15 protein-coding genes are annotated in these 16,484 nt (G+C 63.1%); 5 read left to right on the top strand and 10 right to left on the bottom strand.

From position 1 onward, the window contains the following. The first annotated feature begins 74 nt into the window (after positions 1-74). The gene (gatB, locus tag IGW03_RS25010) at positions 75-1,535 is read left to right on the top strand and encodes an Asp-tRNA(Asn)/Glu-tRNA(Gln) amidotransferase subunit GatB (protein WP_194725255.1); all 1,461 of its coding nucleotides are present in this window, start codon (positions 75-77) and stop codon (positions 1,533-1,535) included. A gap of 137 nt (positions 1,536-1,672) precedes the next feature. Here gatB and pyrE read toward each other — a convergent pair whose 3' ends face one another. Further along, entirely contained in the window at positions 1,673-2,338 is a 666-nt protein-coding gene (gene pyrE / locus IGW03_RS25005; protein ID WP_194725254.1) for an orotate phosphoribosyltransferase, read from the bottom strand. Positions 2,339-2,480: 142 nt separating this feature from the next. Between pyrE and IGW03_RS25000 the strand changes: the two genes are divergently transcribed. Next, positions 2,481-3,278, top strand: a complete 798-nt coding sequence (locus tag IGW03_RS25000) for an exodeoxyribonuclease III (protein WP_194725253.1) — start codon at positions 2,481-2,483, stop codon at positions 3,276-3,278. A gap of 30 nt (positions 3,279-3,308) precedes the next feature. Here IGW03_RS25000 and IGW03_RS24995 read toward each other — a convergent pair whose 3' ends face one another. From IGW03_RS24995 to metX, 4 genes are read right to left on the bottom strand one after another with little or no spacing between them, the layout of a single operon-like run. After that, on the bottom strand, positions 3,309-4,205 hold the full coding sequence (locus IGW03_RS24995; RefSeq protein WP_194725252.1) for a M48 family metallopeptidase: 897 nt from the start codon (positions 4,203-4,205) through the stop codon (positions 3,309-3,311). Then, positions 4,202-5,713, bottom strand: coding sequence for an MFS transporter (locus tag IGW03_RS24990; RefSeq protein WP_194725251.1), 1,512 nt, complete (start codon positions 5,711-5,713; stop codon positions 4,202-4,204). Before IGW03_RS24990 ends, IGW03_RS24995 begins: the two co-directional genes overlap by 4 nt. Next, entirely contained in the window at positions 5,710-6,321 is a 612-nt protein-coding gene (gene metW, locus IGW03_RS24985) for a methionine biosynthesis protein MetW (protein ID WP_194725250.1), read from the bottom strand. Before metW ends, IGW03_RS24990 begins: the two co-directional genes overlap by 4 nt. After that, a complete protein-coding gene (gene metX / locus IGW03_RS24980; protein WP_194725249.1) occupies positions 6,318-7,463 on the bottom strand; it encodes a homoserine O-succinyltransferase MetX in 1,146 nt (381 codons plus the stop codon). The genes metW and metX overlap by 4 nt, the downstream gene beginning before the upstream one ends. A 438-nt stretch (positions 7,464-7,901) precedes the next feature. On the opposite strand from metX, the gene IGW03_RS24975 reads away from it, so the two are divergent. The 3 genes from IGW03_RS24975 (at position 7,902) to IGW03_RS24965 (ending at position 11,308) form a co-directional block, all read left to right on the top strand. After that, on the top strand, positions 7,902-8,879 hold the full coding sequence (locus tag IGW03_RS24975) for a Bug family tripartite tricarboxylate transporter substrate binding protein (RefSeq protein WP_194725248.1): 978 nt from the start codon (positions 7,902-7,904) through the stop codon (positions 8,877-8,879). A 402-nt stretch (positions 8,880-9,281) separates the two neighbouring features. Continuing rightward, the gene (locus tag IGW03_RS24970) at positions 9,282-9,773 is read left to right on the top strand and encodes a tripartite tricarboxylate transporter TctB family protein (protein ID WP_194725247.1); all 492 of its coding nucleotides are present in this window, start codon (positions 9,282-9,284) and stop codon (positions 9,771-9,773) included. A 2-nt stretch (positions 9,774-9,775) separates the two neighbouring features. After that, the gene (locus IGW03_RS24965) at positions 9,776-11,308 is read left to right on the top strand and encodes a tripartite tricarboxylate transporter permease (protein WP_194725246.1); all 1,533 of its coding nucleotides are present in this window, start codon (positions 9,776-9,778) and stop codon (positions 11,306-11,308) included. A 164-nt stretch (positions 11,309-11,472) separates the two neighbouring features. Here IGW03_RS24965 and ptsP read toward each other — a convergent pair whose 3' ends face one another. The 5 genes from ptsP to gshA all read right to left on the bottom strand — a co-directional run bounded on the left by ptsP (position 11,473) and on the right by gshA (position 16,301). Then, complete coding sequence (ptsP, locus tag IGW03_RS24960; RefSeq protein WP_194725245.1) at positions 11,473-13,221, bottom strand: phosphoenolpyruvate--protein phosphotransferase; 1,749 nt, start codon at positions 13,219-13,221, stop codon at positions 11,473-11,475. A 39-nt stretch (positions 13,222-13,260) separates the two neighbouring features. Next, positions 13,261-13,530 (bottom strand): HPr family phosphocarrier protein, encoded by a 270-nt coding sequence (locus tag IGW03_RS24955; protein ID WP_194725244.1) that lies wholly within the window; start codon positions 13,528-13,530, stop codon positions 13,261-13,263. 32 nt (positions 13,531-13,562) lie between these two features. Next, a complete protein-coding gene (locus IGW03_RS24950; protein WP_194725243.1) occupies positions 13,563-13,970 on the bottom strand; it encodes a PTS sugar transporter subunit IIA in 408 nt (135 codons plus the stop codon). Positions 13,971-14,067: 97 nt separating this feature from the next. Beyond that, positions 14,068-15,003 (bottom strand): glutathione synthase, encoded by a 936-nt coding sequence (gene gshB / locus IGW03_RS24945; RefSeq protein WP_194725242.1) that lies wholly within the window; start codon positions 15,001-15,003, stop codon positions 14,068-14,070. After that, positions 15,003-16,301, bottom strand: coding sequence for a glutamate--cysteine ligase (gene gshA / locus IGW03_RS24940; RefSeq protein WP_194725241.1), 1,299 nt, complete (start codon positions 16,299-16,301; stop codon positions 15,003-15,005). The genes gshB and gshA overlap by 1 nt, the downstream gene beginning before the upstream one ends. Between the last annotated feature and the right edge of the window lie 183 nt (positions 16,302-16,484).

Below are 16,484 nucleotides of genomic sequence, written 5' to 3'. Positions count from 1 at the left end.
CTGCCCTTGCCTCGCCGGCAAGCGCATGCAGCAAAGACAAGGCGCCAGTCACCAGCTATCAAGAGGACAACACCATGCAATGGGAAGTCGTAATCGGTCTTGAGACCCACACCCAGCTCTCGACCCAATCCAAGATCTTCAGCGGCGCATCGACGCGCTTCGGCGCCGAGCCCAACACTCAGGCCTCCCCGGTGGACCTGGCCCTGCCCGGCGTGCTGCCGGTGATGAACAAGGGCGCGGTGGAGCGTGCGATCCAGTTTGGCCTGGCCATCGGCGCCAAAGTTGCTCCGCAGTCGATCTTCGCGCGCAAGAATTACTTCTATCCCGACCTGCCCAAGGGTTACCAGATCAGCCAGTACGAGATCCCGGTGGTCCAGGGCGGCACGATTTCCTTCGTGCTGGAAAAGGACGGCAAGGCCGAGATGAAGACCGTGCAACTGACGCGCGCCCACCTGGAAGAGGATGCGGGCAAGTCGCTGCACGAGGACTATCACGGCATGTCCGGCATCGACCTCAACCGCGCCGGCACGCCGCTGCTCGAGATCGTCACCGAACCCGACATGCGCAGCGCCGCCGAGGCGGTGGCGTATGCCAAGGCACTGCATTCGCTGGTGATGTGGCTGGGCATCTGCGACGGCAACATGCAGGAAGGCTCGTTCCGCTGCGACGCCAACGTTTCGGTGCGTCCCGCCGGCCAGAAGGAATACGGCACCCGCTGCGAGATCAAGAACCTGAACTCCTTCCGCTTCCTGGAAGAGGCGATCAATTTCGAAGTGCGGCGCCAGATCGAGCTGATCGAGGACGGCGGCAAGGTGGTGCAGGAAACCCGCCTGTATGACCCGGACCGCAAGGAAACCCGCTCCATGCGCAGCAAGGAAGACGCGCAGGATTACCGCTACTTCCCCGATCCCGACCTGCCGCCGCTGGTGATCGCGCAGGACTGGATCGAGCGCGTACGAGCCACCATGCCGGAACTACCGGGCGCGATGCGCGAGCGCTTCGTCAACGACTACGGCCTGCCGGAATACGATGCGGCGGTGCTGACGCAGTCGAAGGCGATGGCCTCCTATTTCGAGGCGGTGGTGGCCAAGGCCGGCAAGGAGCAGGCCAAGCCGGCGGCGAACTGGCTGATGGGCGACGTGTCCTCGACCCTCAACCGCGAGGGTGTGGATATTGCCGATTCGCCGGTCAAGGCGGAACAGCTTGCCTTGCTGCTGCAGCGCATCGCCGATGGCACGATTTCCAACAAGATCGCCAAGGAAGTGTTTGGCGGGATGTGGGAGGCGAAGTCTTCCAATGCCGCGCTGGCTGACGAAATTATCGAGTCCAAGGGCTTGAAGCAGATTTCGGACAGCGGCGCGCTGGAGAAGATTGTCGATGAAGTCTTGGCCGCCAATGCGAAGTCGGTTGAAGAGTACCGTTCCGGCAAGGAGAAGGCATTCAATGCAATTATTGGTCAGGCGATGAAGGCTACCAAGGGAAAGGCGAATCCGGCGCAGTTGACAGAGTTGTTGAAGAAGAAGTTGGCGGGGTGAGGTTTGGAGAGAGGTTTCTGATCTCTCTTCGGTGATTCGGTGCGGCAGTCACTCCGTTGATGCTTGCCGGGTCTGGCCCCGGCAAGCATCAACGGAGAACCTACCGCACCGGGCCACCGAAGAGAAGGCCAAAGAAATCACAAAACCCCATACCGCTCACGATAAGCCGCAACCGCCTCCCTATACCGAGCCAACTCTCCACCCTCACCCGCCGCAGAAATATACTCCAGCAAGTCGTTCAGATTCCCAATCGACACCACCGGCATCCCGTAAGCCTTCGTCACCTCCTGCACCGCCGAACTCTCCGACAGCGCCCCATCCTTGCCCGAGCGCTCCATCCGGTCCAGCGCAATCAGCACCGCGCAAGGCGTCGCACCCGCCGCGCGGATCATGTCCACCGATTCCCGCACCGACGTCCCCGCCGAAATCACGTCGTCGATGATCACCACCCTGCCCTGCAGCTTGGCGCCGACGATCGTGCCGCCTTCGCCGTGGTCCTTGGCTTCCTTGCGGTTGTAGGCGAAAGGCACGTTGCGCCCCTTGGCAGCGAGCGCCACCGACGTGGCCGCCGCCAGCGTGATGCCCTTGTACGCAGGCCCGAACAGCATGTCGAACTCGACGCCGGAATCGATCAGCGTCTGCGCATAGAAATCGGCCAGCTTGCCGAGCGTGGCGCCTTCATTGAACAGTCCGGCGTTGAAGAAGTAAGGCGAGTTGCGGCCGGCCTTGGTGACGAAATCGCCGAAACGCAGGACGCCGGTCGAGACGGAAAAGGCAATGAATTCCTGGCGCAGTGTGCTCAAGATGAACCTCGAAAATGAAAGAAATGACAAGCCCGGCGGCTTACGAGCTAGGTTTGCACGGCCGGAAAAACGACATTTTAAGGCCTTATCATCCCGCCCCCGGATAAGTTATCCTAACCGCCTCATCGTCACGCAAAGAATCATGCTCAAGATCATTTCCGCCAATCTCAACGGCATCCGCTCCGCCAGCAAGAAGGGCTTTTTCGACTGGATGGACAGGCAGTCGGCCGACTTCGTCTGCGTCCAGGAACTGAAGGCGCAGGCCGCCGACATGACGCCCGATTTCCTCCGTCCGCACGGCTTCCATGGCCATTTCCATTACGCCGAGAAGAAAGGCTATTCCGGCGTCGGCGTGTATTCGCGCTATGAACCCGATGCGGTGACCATCGGCTTCGGCTGCGACGAGTTCGATGCCGAAGGCCGCTATGTGCAATGCGATTTCGGCAAGCTGAGCGTGATCTCGGTGTACTGCCCGTCCGGCTCGTCGAGCGAAGAACGCCAGCAGGCCAAGTTCCGATTCATGGAAGTCTTCCTGCCGCATCTGCAGAAGCTGCGCGCCTGCGGCCAGGAAGTGGTGATCTGCGGCGACTGGAACATCGCGCACAAGGAAATCGATCTGAAGAACTGGAAATCGAATCAGAAGAACAGCGGCTTCCTGCCGGAAGAACGCGCATGGATGAGCCGCGTGCTGGGCGAGACCGGCTGGGTGGACGTGTACCGCGCGCTGCACCCGGAAACCACCGGCGAAGCCTATACCTGGTGGAGCAATCGCGGCCAGGCCTGGGCCAACAATGTGGGATGGCGCATCGACTACCATGTGTCGACCCCGGGCGTCGCGGCCAAGGCCAGCGCCGCCAGCATCTACAAGGACGAGCGCTTTTCCGACCATGCGCCGCTGACCGTCGAGTACAACGGCGCTTCGGCATTCCTGACGGCCTGAGGCCGGTCGCCCCTGCGCCGGTCCACGGTATCAGCGGATCGGCGCAATCCCCTTCACATTGGTCTGATACGGGGGCAGCGCGGTCGGCTGCACGCCTTTGGCCTTCGCATACAGCGGCATGACCGACGGCAGGTGCTTCTCCATTTCGGCGATGCGGCTCTTGCCGGCCGGGTGGGTGGAAAACCATTGCGGCGTGCTGCTCTGGCTGACCATGCCCATCTTGCGCCAGAGCGCGACGCCGGCGCGCGGATCGTAGCCGGCGCGGGCGACGATATCGAGGCCGACGAGATCCGCTTCGGTTTCGTCGTCGCGGGAAAATTTCAGCATGGTCAGGTTGGCGATGCCGCCGGTGGCTGCGCCGGCCAGGTTGGGATCGATGCCGAGGAAGGCCGACAGGCCGAGACCGGCGATCTTCGCGCCGGCGCTGGCCAGCCCCGACTTGGCGGCGCGCTCGCGCCCGTGCTCGCGCAGCGCATGCGCGATTTCATGGCCCATCACGATGGCAACTTCGTCGTCGGTCAGCTTGAGATTGTCGAGGATGCCGGTGAAGAAGGCGATCTTCCCGCCCGGCATGCAGAAGGCATTGATTTCCTTCGAGCCGATCAGGTTGACTTCCCATTTCCACTGGGCCGAGCGCTCGTTCCAGCGGACCGCGTGGGGGATCAGATCCTTGGCGATCTTGCGCAGGCGCTGCACTTGCGGGTGATCGTCCGGCGCCAGCGCACGCTGCTGGCTGGCCTGCTGCTTGATGCTGGTGTACTGCTGCACCGCCGCCGCTTCCAGTTCTTCCTCCGGGACAAGATTGCGCAGGGGCGACATCTTGTCGACCTTGACACCGTCCGGACTGACTTCGTCCTTGGCGAAGACCGGCGGCGCGAAAGACAGCAGCGCCGCGAGAGCGAAACTCAGGGGTGCGGACAGGTTCATGGCGGAGACTCCTCGGTAGACTTCAGCACGGACTTGATCCATGGCAGCAAGGCATAGGCCGGGAAGGCGAGGACGAAGGTCAGCGCGAAGTAGGCAGCGTATCCCATTTCCTGCGCACCGATACCGCCGGCCCATCCTGCGATGGAACGGGAAAAGGCAAAGATGGAAGACAGGATCGCATATTCCGTCGTCGCGCGCGATTTGTCGACGATCGCCATCAGAAAGGCGAGGAAGGCCGCGGTGCCGAGGCCGCCGGTAAACGACTCGATCGCGCTGGCGCTGTACATCAGCGCCTGGTGGGCGACGGCGATGTCGGCGCCCTGGGCCGCGCGCGGAATGAAATAGGCAGCCGCCACGTAGCCGACGTTGGACAGGGCCTGCCACAGGCCGAGCACCCAGAGCGCCTTGAAGATGCCGGCGCGGTCGGTGTACCAGCCGCCGATGATGCCGCCGGCGATCGACAGGCCGAGGCCGAGATTGACCGAGACCAGGCCGATCTGGGTGTTGGTGAAGCCGCTGTCGACCCAGAAGGGCTTGATCATGAAACCGATCGAGGAATCGGCCAGCTTGAAGATCAGGATGAAGCCGATCAGCAGCAGCGCATGCGGCTTGTTGAGCAGGGAGACGATGGCGCCGAACATCGGCCCCTTGGCCGAGGCCGCCGCCAGCTGGTCCGACTGGCCGCGGATGCCCTTGGTAAACAGCAGCGCCGACAGCAGGATCAGCCCGACCGGCGCGCCGCCCTTGAACCACCATGCGCCCTTGTAGGACTTGAGCCATTCGGCATCCAGCGCGCCGAGCACCGGCCACAGCAGGCCGGCGATGAACAGCAGCAGCGCGACGATCAGGAGCGGCTGCTGCGCCAGCGCCGACAGTTCGCTGCCGAGGCTGGACGGCGCTTCGCGCGCCGGACGCGGCGGCTCCTTGGGCGCGAAGATGCTGAACGCGGCGATGATGAAGAACAGCACCGACGCCAGGCCGTAGGTCGAAGTCCAGCCGGCCACGTCCGAGAACCAGAGCAGGATGCCGGCCGCCAGCATGCCGACCCGGTAGAAGCCGATGCGGAAGCCGTTGGCCAGACCGAGCTCGCGCTTGTCGAGCTGCTCGATGGTATAGCCGTCGATGGCGATGTCATTGGTCGCCGACAGCGCGGTGAAGGTGCCGATGGCGAACCAGACCCAGGGACCGAAGCCGGCCTCCTTGGCGCAGATGATCATGACGATGCCCATGCCGACATCGGCGGCCGCCATCCAGTAACGGTGGCGGCGGGTGAAGTCGATCAGCGGCGCCCACAGGAACTTGAGCGTCCAGGACAGGCCAAGCAGGCTGAGCAGGCCGATCTTCGACAATTCGATGCCTTGTTGCCGGAAATACACGGGGAACAGGTCGAAGAACAACCCAAGCGGAAAGCCTTCCGAAAAATACATCAGGCTGATCCAGAACAGCTTGGAACGGAGAAGCTTGGGGGGTGCGGCGGCAGTGGCAGCCTGGCTTGCGGGAACGCTCATGCGGGAGATTTCTTACGTAAACGGAACACGGCAAGGCTACCACGCCAGTTCGGAAGAAACGTCACGGGCTTGCCGTCGTGCAACGCTATGCACTCGAGCACTTCGAGCCCCACTTGGTTGGCAAGTTCCTGAAAATCGTAAATAGTTGCGCAGCGGACATTCGGCGTGTCATACCACTCGTACGGCAGCGATTTCGACACCGGCATGCGGCCGCCGATCAGCGCCAGCCGGTGTGGCCAGTATGCAAAGTTGGGGAAGGAAACGATGGCTTCGCGGCCCACCCGGGCGATGTCGCGCAGCACGCCTTCCACGTTTTTCATCATCTGCAGCGCCGACAGGCACAGCACGGTATCGAATGCATTATCGACAAACATGGCCAGGCCGGTTTCCAGGTCCTGCTGGATCACGGCCACGCCGCGCTCGATGCACAGCGGGATCTTGGCGTCATCGATTTCCACGCCGTAGCCGATGCAGTGCTTGTCGGTCTGCAGGTATTGCAGCATCACGCCGTCGCCGCAGCCCAGATCCAGCACATGCGAGGCCGGGTTGACCCAGTGTGCGATAAAGGCAAGGTCGGCGCGCAATACGTTGAGTTCATGGAAATTCATGCCGGCCTCCCTTCAATGTCCTGCCATACCCTGTCGTAATAGGCGCGCACCGTATTCATGTAGCGCGGATCTTCCAGCAGGAAGGCGTCGTGGCCGTGCGGCGCGGCGATTTCCGCATACGAGACCTTGCGCTTGTTCTTGACCAGCGCCTGCACGATTTCGCGGCTGCGTTCCGGCGAGAAGCGCCAGTCGGTGGTGAAGGACACCACCAGGAACTGCGCCTGCGTCGGTTCCAATGCCCTGGCCAGGTCGTCGCCGTAATCCCTGGCCGGATCGAAGTAGTCGAGCGCCTTGGTGATCAGCAGATAGGTGTTGGCGTCGAAGTATTCGGAGAACTTGTCGCCCTGGTAGCGCAGGTAGGATTCGATCTCGAAGTCGATGCCGAAGCCGAACTGGTAGCCGCCGTTGCGCAGGTCGCGGCCGAATTTCTCGGCCATGCTGTCGTCGGACAGGTAGGTGATGTGGCCGACCATGCGCGCCACCCGCAGGCCGCGCTTGGGCACCACGCCGTGCGCGTAGAAGTCGCCGCCGTGGAAATCCGGATCGGTCAGGATGGCTTGGCGGGCGACGTCGTTGAAGGCGATGTTCTGCGCCGACAGCTTGGGCGTCGAGGCGATCACGATGCAGTGGCGCAGCCGTTCCGGATAAATCATGCTCCAGGAAAAGGCCTGCATGCCGCCGAGCGAGCCGCCCATGACCGCGGCGAATTGACGGATGCCGAGCGCATCGGCCAGGCGCGCCTGGGCATGCACCCAGTCTTCGACGGTGACTACCGGAAAATCGGCGCCGTAGGGCTTGCCGGTGGCGGGATTGGTGTGCATCGGGCCGGTCGAGCCGAAGCAGGAGCCGAGATTGTTGACGCCGATGACGAAGAAACGGTCGGTGTCGAGCGGCTTGCCGGGGCCGACCATGTTGTCCCACCAGCCGACGTTCTTGCTGCCGTCGGCGCCTTCGTACATGCCGGCGACATGATGGGAGGCATTGAGTGCGTGGCAGACCAGCACCGCATTCGAGCGGTCGGCATTGAGCTTGCCGTAGGTCTCGTAGACCAGCGTGTAGCCGGACAGCGAGGCGCCGCCGGACAGCGGCAGCGGCTCGGCGAAATGCATCGATTGCGGCGTAACGATTCCAACAGATGACATAGGGTTCCAGAAGAAAGCCGCGGACCGGGTCCGCGGCAAGTGAATTCCTGTGCCCCAGCGCACTGCTGCGCGCGCAAACACAAAAAAGCCCGAGAAGCGGACAGCTTATCGGGCTAATTGGGGCGCATAGTAGGGCACGCTTTAGCCGTATTTATTACGCGCCCGCAAGCTGATTATCAAATCGGCGCCTTGCATAAGAATAACTAAGTCGGCCTGAGGCGTCAAACCCGCGTAGCAAGCGGGAGACCGGGAAAGCGAACCGTCTGCCGAATCTTTGCCGGAAAGCCGGATTGGGCGTCGAGCATTCTGGATATAAGCCAAACTTTGGACATCGAAAGCAAATTGCAAGCTAAGGTCGTTTAAAGTAGAAAAAGGTGCACAAACCCGGGCACTCGGCTACCTACCACCGGGGTTACCAGTCTAAACAAGGAGATTCACATGAAAGCAGGAAAGCATTCCCTCAGCCGCTGGCTGCTCACTTCCGTCACCGCGCTCGGCTTCATCGCCAGCGCCCCCGCCCTTGCCGTCGACGCCGTCAAGATTCTGGTGCCCGCCAATCCGGGCGGCGGCTGGGACCAGACCGGCCGTGCCTTGCAGGCAGCGGTCCAGCAGGCCGGTGACGTCAAGAAAGTCCAGGTCGACAACAAGGGCGGCGCCGCAGGCACCATCGGCCTGGCGCAGTTCGTCAATTCCGCCAAGGGCGACGGCGGCGCGATGCTGATCGGCGGCAGCGTGATGGTGGGCGGCATCGCCCTCAACAAGTCGCCGGTCAACCTGTCGCAGGTGACCCCGATCGCACGCCTGACCGGCGAGTACGACGTGCTGGTGGTTCCCGCCAGCTCGCCGATCAAGTCGGTCAAGGACCTGATCGCCCAGTTCAAGGCCAATCCGGGCAGCGTGTCCTGGGGCGGCGGCTCCGCCGGCGGCACTGATCACATCATCGTGGCGATGATCGCGCAGGCGACCGGCGTCGACGTCGGCAAGATCAACTACATCCCGTTCGCCGGCGGCGGCGAAGCGCAGGCGGCCATCATGGGCGGCCACGTGACTGTCGGCCTGTCCGGCTACAACGAGTTCGCCGGCCAGATCGAAGCCAAGAAACTGCGCCCGATCGCCGTGACCTCCGGCAAGCGCCTGCCGGGCATCGAAGTGCCGACCCTGAAGGAAGAGGGCGTGGACGTCGAGCTGTCGAACTGGCGCGCGGTCTTCGCGGCTCCCGGCATCAACGACCAGCAGAAGAAGGACCTGATGATGGTCGTCGACAAGGCGGTGCGCAGCAAGTCCTGGCAGGACGCGCTGGCCAAGAACGGCTGGAGCGACGCCTACCTGCCCGGCGACGCCTTCAAGACCTATCTCGACAGCGAGATCACCAAGACCGAGAAGATCATCAGCAGCCTCGGTCTGGCGAAGAAGTAAGCGGATGGCGGGCTGGCACTCAATGTTACGGGCTGCCGGCTCGCCATTATCTAGGCTTCGTCGTTTTCGGCCTTCAATGAATTGCATTGTCTTCTAAAGCCAAGATCCATCTGCAATTCGTCAAGACCTCGAAATTCCCTCCCCTTCAAGGGGAGGGTTAGGGTGGGGATGGGTTTGAAACGGGTGCTGCTATAACCCATCCCCATCCCAACCTTCCCCTTGAAGGGGAAGGAGCGCCGGGGGACTTGCCAATTTGTTGGTGACGTTCTCCGCCTGTAAAAGCGATTCATTACATGCACGACAGTATTGCGTCCGTACTTACATCAGAGCGCATGCCGATAACCCTTGCCGTTGCGGCAACCTTGGTCTAAACCTCAGATACCCTCACTCCTAGGTGACAACATGACATCTCGTTCTCCTATCGTTTTCGGAGAGCTGCTGGTCTCGCTCGGCCTGATCGGCCTGGGGATCTTCACGCTGGTCGGAACGCAGGACATTTCCGCCGGCGGCGGATACTCCCAAATCGGGCCGCGCGCCTTTCCCAACCTGATCGGCGCCGGACTGCTGATTTTCGGCGGCATCCTGACCTGGCAGGCGGTTTCCGGCGGCTGGCGCAACGTGCCTGACGAGGAAGCCCATCACACGCCGGACTGGCTGGCCTTCGGCATCCTGTCGGCAGCGGTGCTGGTACACATGGCCGCCATTGCCTGGGCCGGCTTCATCCTCGCCTCGACCTTCCTGTTCATCCTGATCGCGCGCGGCTTCGGCAGCCGCAAGCTGGTGCGCGACATCGTGGTCGGACTGATCCTGTCGACCGCCGCCTATTTCATCTTCACCCTCGGCCTCGGCCTCAATCTGCCGGCCGGTCTCCTCGGCTTCCTGGGAGGCGCATAAGCATGGACATCCTGAACTCCCTGTTATCCGGTTTTGCAGTGGCAATGACCCTGCAGAACCTGCTGCTCGGCTTCATCGGCGTCACCCTCGGCACCCTGGTCGGCGTGCTGCCCGGCGTCGGCCCGGCCCTGACGGTGGCCCTGCTGCTGCCCGCCACCGGCAGCTTCGATCCGACCGGCGCGCTGATCATGTTCGCCGGCATCTACTACGGCGCGATGTACGGCGGCTCGACCACCTCCATCCTGCTCAACACCCCGGGCGAATCGGCCACCATCGTCACCGCGCTGGAAGGCAACATGATGGCCAAGCGCGGCCGCGCCGGCCCGGCGCTGTCGACCTCGGCGATCGGCTCCTTCGTCGCCGGCACCATCTCGGTGGTGCTGCTGACGGCGGTGGCGCCGCTGGTCGTGAACGTGGCGCTGAAGTTCGGCCCCACCGAATACTTCTCGGTGATGGTGCTGGCTTTCGTGACCGTGTCGACCCTGCTCGGCTCCTCCGTTGCGCGCGGCCTCGCCAGCCTGTTCTTCGGCCTGTGGATCGGCCTGATCGGCATCGACGGCCAGACCGGCCAGGCGCGCTTCACCATGGGCATTCCCGAGCTGCTCGACGGCATCGACGTCGTGGTGGCGGCGGTGGGTCTGTTCGCCGTCGGCGAAACGCTTTACCTGGCGACTTACCTGAACAAGGGCGAAGACAAGCTGGAGCAGATCAAGGGCTCGATCTGGATGTCGAAGTCGGACTGGGCACGCTCCTGGAAGCCCTGGATCCGCGGCACCTTCCTCGGCTTCCCGATCGGCGCGATGCCGGCCGGCGGCGCCGAGATCCCGACCTTCCTGTCCTATGCGATCGAGAAGAAGCTGAGCAAGCATCCCGAGGAATTCGGCAAGGGCGCGATCGAGGGCGTGGCCGGACCGGAAGCGGCCAACAACGCGGCCAGCACCGGCACGCTGGCGATGCTCCTGACCATCGGCCTGCCGACCTCGGCGACCGCAGCCATCGTGCTGGCGGCCTTCCAGCAGTACGGCCTGCAGCCGGGTCCGCTGCTGTTCGAAACCCAGCCGCTGCTGGTCTGGGGCCTGATCGCTTCGATGTATATCGGCAACGTCCTGCTGCTGGTGCTGAACCTGCCGCTGGTCGGCCTGTGGATCAAGCTGCTGTCGATCCCGCGCCCGCTGCTCTACGGCGGCATCCTGATCTTCGCCACGCTCGGCGCCTACGGCCTGCGCAATTCCTGGTTCGACCTGCTGCTGCTCTACATCATCGGCCTGATCGGCTTCCTGATGCGCCGTTACGACATCCCGGTCGCACCCACCATCGTCGGCATGATCCTCGGTCCGGTGGCGGAACAGCAGCTGCGCCGCGCGCTGTCGATCAGCCAGGGCGATGCCAGCATCTTCTTCACGCATCCGATCTCGGCCAGCGTGCTGGGACTGACTGCGGTGCTGCTGTTTGCACCGATGCTGTGGAAGCGGATGCAGGCGAAGAAGCAGGCCAGCCTGCCTGCAAGCGAGGCGCCGGCATCAACCTCGACGTGACGCTATCGTTCGAGGAATGCATCGGCTGAGCAGCAGCCGATGCAAAAGAAAACGAGAAACACGAAGAGGGCCTTTCGGCCCTCTTTTCATTTGCGGATTGGGAAACGGTAGCGCCCGCCCTGCGCGCCTGCGGCTGTCACGCTTCAGGCCTCAGGCTGCAAGCTTCAGATGCTGCGCAGCTGCTCCACGGCAGCCGCGATCGCCGCCGGTTCCATCGTTTTCAGGATCTTCTTCATGTGCGGCGCGATCTCGTTGAGATCGCTGTTGAGGATTTCCTGCTTCACCGCCAGCAATTGGGTGGGATGCATCGAGAACTCGCGCAGACCCATGCCCAGCAGCAGGCGCGTGAGCTTGGTGTCGCCGGCCATTTCGCCGCACACCGACACCGGCACGCCGGATTTGGATGCGGTGGCGATGGTGCTGGCCAGCAGGTAGATCACCGCCGGGTGCAGTGGATTGTAGAGATGCGCGACCTCGTGGTCGGCGCGGTCGATCGCCAGCGTGTACTGAATCAGGTCATTGGTGCCGATGGACAGGAAATCCATGCGCTTGACGAACAGCGGCAGCGTCAATGCCGCCGCCGGGATCTCGATCATCGCGCCGACCTGGATCAGCGGATCGAACTTCTTGCCCGCATCGCGCAGCTGCGCCTTGGCCTGCTCGACCATGGCCAGCGACTGGTCGATCTCGAAGGCATGCGCCAGCATCGGAATGAGCAGCTTGATCGGACCGTAGGCCGATGCGCGCAGGATCGCGCGCAGCTGCGCCAGGAACATCTGCGGCTCGGCCAGGCAGAAGCGGATGGCGCGCAGGCCGAGGGCAGGATTGAGCGCGGTGTGCTCGACCGTGTCGAGCGGCTTGTCGGCGCCGATGTCGAGCGTGCGGATGGTCACCGGACGGCCTTTCATTGCCGTTACGGCCTTGCGGTAGGACTCGAACTGCTCATCTTCGGACGGCAGCTTGTGCGCAGGGCCGGTGCGGCCCATGAACAGGAATTCGGAACGGAACAGGCCCACGCCCATCGCGCCGGCTTCAAGCGCGGGCGGGCAGTCTTCGGGCAGTTCGATGTTGGCCAAGAGGGTGATGGCGGTGCCGTCCCTGGTGACGGCCGGGGTTTTCCTGAGCTTGCTGAGCTTTTTGCGGTCGCGCAGCAGGCGCGCCTGGCGCTCGCGGTACTGCTCCAGCACATTCGGCGCCGGATCGACGATGACCACGCCGGCATCGCCGTCGATCACCACCCAGTCGTCCTGCTGGATCAGCGCCGAGGCGTTGTACATGCCGACCGCCGCCGGAATGTCGAGGCTGCGGGCGACGATCGCGGTGTGCGAATTCTGGCCGCCGAGATCGGTGACGAAGCCGCCGAAGGCGCGGTCCTTGAACTGCAGCATGTCGGCCGGCGAGATGTCGTGGGCGACAACGATCATGCGCCCGGCGGTTTCCTCACTGTCGGTCTGCGGCAAGGGCGATGCAGTACCGGTCAGCACCTTCAGCACGCGCTCGCCAACCTGCTGGATGTCGCTCTTGCGCTCGCGCAGGTAGGCATCCTCGATCTCGTCGAACTGCGCCGACAATTCGTCGATCTGCGTCACCAGCGCCCATTCGGCGTTGTAATGGCGGGAGCGGATGATGTCGAGCGGCACTTCGGCGATCATCGGGTCCGACAGGATCAGCGCATGCACGTCGATGAAGGCGCCGAGTTCGGCCGGGGAATCCTTGGGCAGCTCGTTCCAGATGGTCTGCAGCTCGCGGTGGACGGTGGCGATGGCCTTCTGCAGCCGCTGCACTTCCGCTTCGACCTGCTCTTCCGACACCAGGTAGTGCTTGACGTCGAGCGCCGCGGGCGCGAGAAGATGGGCGCGGCCGATCGCGATGCCGCGCGATACCGGAATGCCATGGAGCGTGAAGGAAGCCATCGGTGTACCTGTCCCTGATCGTGTGCCGGTCGAACCGGCTTATTCGCCTTCGCCGAACCGGTTGCGGATCAGCTCGGCCAAGGCATCGAACGCTTCCTTCTCGTCCGCGCCGTCGGTTTCGAGCGTCACCTTGGCGCCCTTGCCGGCCGCCAGCATCATCACTCCCATGATGGATTTGGCATTGACCCGCCGGGAATTGCGGCTGATCCAGATTTCGCTCTTGTATTTTGCCGCAAGCTGGGTGAGTTTTGCCGATGCGCGCGCATGCAGGCCCAGCTTGTTGACGATTTCGATTTCCTGTTGAATCATGTCTCGGGTGGTCTTCTTCTTTTGTCAGTGGTTCAGTTGGGAGAAAGGCGGACGCGGTTGTCGACCCGCACGGCGCCGCTCTGCCCTCCCGCGAGCGCCATTTCGACAACAACGTCAATCGTATCATTGCGGTAGGTCAGCGCCCGCAGCAGCATCGGCAGGCTGATGCCGGCGATCACTTCCACATGGCCGGGGCTGCACAGTTTCAGCGTGCAGTTGGACGGCGTGCCGCCCATGACGTCGGTGATCACCAGCACGCCCGAGCCGTCGTCGAGCCGGATGATGGCTTCCTGGGCGACGCGGTTGACTTCGGCCGTGTCCTGGTCGGCGCGCACGTCGATGGCTTCCATGCGTTCGGGCCGGGCGCGGAACACATGGGTCGCCGCATCGATGAAGGCATTGCCCAGCGGCGCATGGGTTAAAAGGAGAATCCCGATCATGGTTGCTCTTGCAGGCCCGTATTGATGTTGGCTTGCGGCCTGGTCCCTTGTTGCGGTCTTTGCCGGTGGCTGCCGAGGTTTTCGGCACCTGTGGTTGTCATTGCTTTTCCAGTGTGTCGATGAACATGCCGGGAACGTTGAACCCGGTCTGCTGCGTGATTTCCTGGAAACAGGTCGGGCTGGTGACGTTGATTTCGGTCAGCTTGTCGCCGATGACATCCAACCCTACCAGCAGCAGGCCGCGCCCGAACAGGATCGGTGCGAGCGTCTCGCCGATTTCCCGGTCCCGCTCGGAGATCGGCTGGGCCACGCCGAGGCCGCCGGCGGCGAGGTTGCCGCGCACTTCCCCGCCCTGGGGAATGCGCGCCAGGCAATACGGCACAACCTGCCCGCCGATCAGCAGCACCCGCTTGTCGCCCTTGACGATGTCGGGAATGTAGCGCTGCGCCATGATGGAATGCACGCCGTTGAAGGTCAGCGTCTCGATGATGGAACCGAGGTTCATGCCGTCTTCCCTGACCCGGAAGATGCCGGTGCCGCCCATGCCGTCGAGCGGCTTGAGGATCACATCCTTGTGCTCTGCATGGAAGGCCTTCAACCGCTTCGCATCGCTGGTCACCAGCGTGGGCGAGGTGAACTGCGGGAACTGCGCGATCGACAGCTTCTCGTTGTGGCTGCGGATCGCCTCCGGCCGGTTGAACACACGCGCGCCCTGCTTCTCCGCGATTTCGAGCAGATAGGTCAGGTAGATGTATTCCATGTTGAACGGCGGGTCCTTGCGCACCAGCACCGCGTCGAACATGTCCAGCGACACGGAAGCCGCCGGATCGGCGCGGTACCACTCGTCGGGATCGCCGGTCATGGTGATGCGCGCCACGTTGGCCGTCACGCGGTCGCCCTCGAAGGCCATGTCCTTCTGCTGGAAGGCATAGACTTCATGGCCGCGGCGCGCGGCCTCGGCCATCATCGAGAACGTCGTGTCCTTGTAGATCTTGAATTGGTCGAGCGGGTCGGCGAGGAAAGCGAATTTCATCAGTAGACTTCCGGGTTGGGGTCGGTCTTCTCGAGCTCGATGGAAGCCGCCAGCAGGGCCATGCGCGCCACCACGCCGTACATGTAGAAGCGGTTCGGCGGCGCGGTGCCCGGCTTGGCCTGCAGGTCGGGCAGCGCATGCTGCTGGGCGAAGGCCAGCGGCACGAAATGCGCGCCCGGCGAATTGAGGTTTTCGTCCACGCCGCGCTCGGAATGCACGCGGTAGAAGCCGCCCACCACGTAGCGGTCGATCATGTAGACCACCGGCTCGGCCACCGCCTCGTTGATGTGCTCGAAGGTATGCACGCCTTCCTGGATGATAACGTCGGACACTTCCAGGCCTTCCTTCACCACCGACATCTTGTTGCGCTGCTTGCGGTTGAGGTCGCGCACTTCGCTCGCGTCCCGAACCGTCATGATGCCCATGCCGTAGGTGCCGGCGTCGGCCTTGACGATCACGAACGGCGTTTCCTTGATGCCGTATTCCTTGTACTTCTTGCGGATCTTGGTGAGCAGCATGTCGACGTTGGTCGCCAGGCATTCCTCGCCGGTGCGCTCTTGGAAATTGATTTCGCCGCAGCGGGCGAAATAGGGATTGAGCATCCAGCCGTCGACGTCGATCAGCTTGGCGAACTTCTTCACCACTTCATCGTAGGCGGCGAAGTGATTGGTCTTGCGGCGCACCGCCCAGCCGGCATGCAGCGGCGGCAGCAGCGTCTGCTCGTGCAGGCCTTCGAGCACCGAGGGAATGCCGGACGACAGGTCGTTGTTGAGCAGCACGGTGCAGGGATCGAAATTCTTCAGGCCGAGGCGGCGGCCGTTGGACGAACGCTCCAGCGGCTCCAGCGTCAGCGTGCTGCCGTCGGGCAGGTCGATGTTGGTCGGCTCCTTCACGTCTTCCGAGAGCGAGCCGAGGCGCACGTTGAGGCCGGTCTGGCGGAAGATCTGGATCAGGCGGGCGACGTTCTGCAGGTAGAAGGTGTTGCGGGTATGGCGCTCGGGGATCAGCAGAAGGTTCTTGGCGTCCGGACAATATTTCTCGATCGCGGCCATGGCGGCCTGCACGGCCAGCGGCAGCATTTCCGGAGAGAGGTTGTTGAAGCCGCCGGGAAACAGGTTGGTGTCGACCGGGGCCAGCTTGAAGCCGGCGTTGCGCAGGTCCACCGAGCAATAGAACGGCGGCGTATGTTCCTGCCACTCGAGGCGGAACCAGCGTTCGATGGCCGGAGTCGCAGCCAGGATTTTCTTTTCGAGATCGAGTAGCGGACCGTTAAGGGCCGTGACTAGGTGCGGAACCATATAAACCTTCCAAGTATGAGGTGCTCTGTTTCACCGGCTGGCCGATGGCCTTGACGCCAGGCCCTTCTCCCATTTGTCCGCGGCGCGTCTGCCGCGAACGTCGGCAGAGGGCGGCAAAAAGCGGCTGGACGCGGCATGCCGGTGTTTCAAGCGTAATCCGAGACGTATGTCAGGCTGCCGCGC

The sequence above is a fragment of the Noviherbaspirillum malthae genome (assembly GCF_015352985.1).
Classification (GTDB): domain Bacteria; phylum Pseudomonadota; class Gammaproteobacteria; order Burkholderiales; family Burkholderiaceae_D; genus Noviherbaspirillum; species Noviherbaspirillum malthae.
This window is presented reverse-complemented; position numbering and strand designations above follow the sequence as displayed.

Excerpts from the sequence above, each read along its gene's own strand:
- IGW03_RS24950 (WP_194725243.1), bottom strand. The coding sequence starts at position 13,970 with ATGATCGGGATTCTCCTTTTAACCCATGCGCCGCTGGGCAATGCCTTC.
- gatB (WP_194725255.1), top strand. The coding sequence starts at position 75 with ATGCAATGGGAAGTCGTAATCGGTCTTGAGACCCACACCCAGCTCTCG.
- IGW03_RS24975 (WP_194725248.1), top strand. The coding sequence starts at position 7,902 with ATGAAAGCAGGAAAGCATTCCCTCAGCCGCTGGCTGCTCACTTCCGTC.
- IGW03_RS24990 (WP_194725251.1), bottom strand. The coding sequence starts at position 5,713 with ATGAGCGTTCCCGCAAGCCAGGCTGCCACTGCCGCCGCACCCCCCAAG.
- gshB (WP_194725242.1), bottom strand. The coding sequence starts at position 15,003 with ATGAAATTCGCTTTCCTCGCCGACCCGCTCGACCAATTCAAGATCTAC.
- ptsP (WP_194725245.1), bottom strand. The coding sequence starts at position 13,221 with ATGGCTTCCTTCACGCTCCATGGCATTCCGGTATCGCGCGGCATCGCG.
- IGW03_RS24970 (WP_194725247.1), top strand. The coding sequence starts at position 9,282 with ATGACATCTCGTTCTCCTATCGTTTTCGGAGAGCTGCTGGTCTCGCTC.
- IGW03_RS24965 (WP_194725246.1), top strand. The coding sequence starts at position 9,776 with ATGGACATCCTGAACTCCCTGTTATCCGGTTTTGCAGTGGCAATGACC.
- metX (WP_194725249.1), bottom strand. The coding sequence starts at position 7,463 with ATGTCATCTGTTGGAATCGTTACGCCGCAATCGATGCATTTCGCCGAG.
- IGW03_RS24995 (WP_194725252.1), bottom strand. The coding sequence starts at position 4,205 with ATGAACCTGTCCGCACCCCTGAGTTTCGCTCTCGCGGCGCTGCTGTCT.
- gshA (WP_194725241.1), bottom strand. The coding sequence starts at position 16,301 with ATGGTTCCGCACCTAGTCACGGCCCTTAACGGTCCGCTACTCGATCTC.
- metW (WP_194725250.1), bottom strand. The coding sequence starts at position 6,321 with ATGAATTTCCATGAACTCAACGTATTGCGCGCCGACCTTGCCTTTATC.
- IGW03_RS24955 (WP_194725244.1), bottom strand. The coding sequence starts at position 13,530 with ATGATTCAACAGGAAATCGAAATCGTCAACAAGCTGGGCCTGCATGCG.
- IGW03_RS25000 (WP_194725253.1), top strand. The coding sequence starts at position 2,481 with ATGCTCAAGATCATTTCCGCCAATCTCAACGGCATCCGCTCCGCCAGC.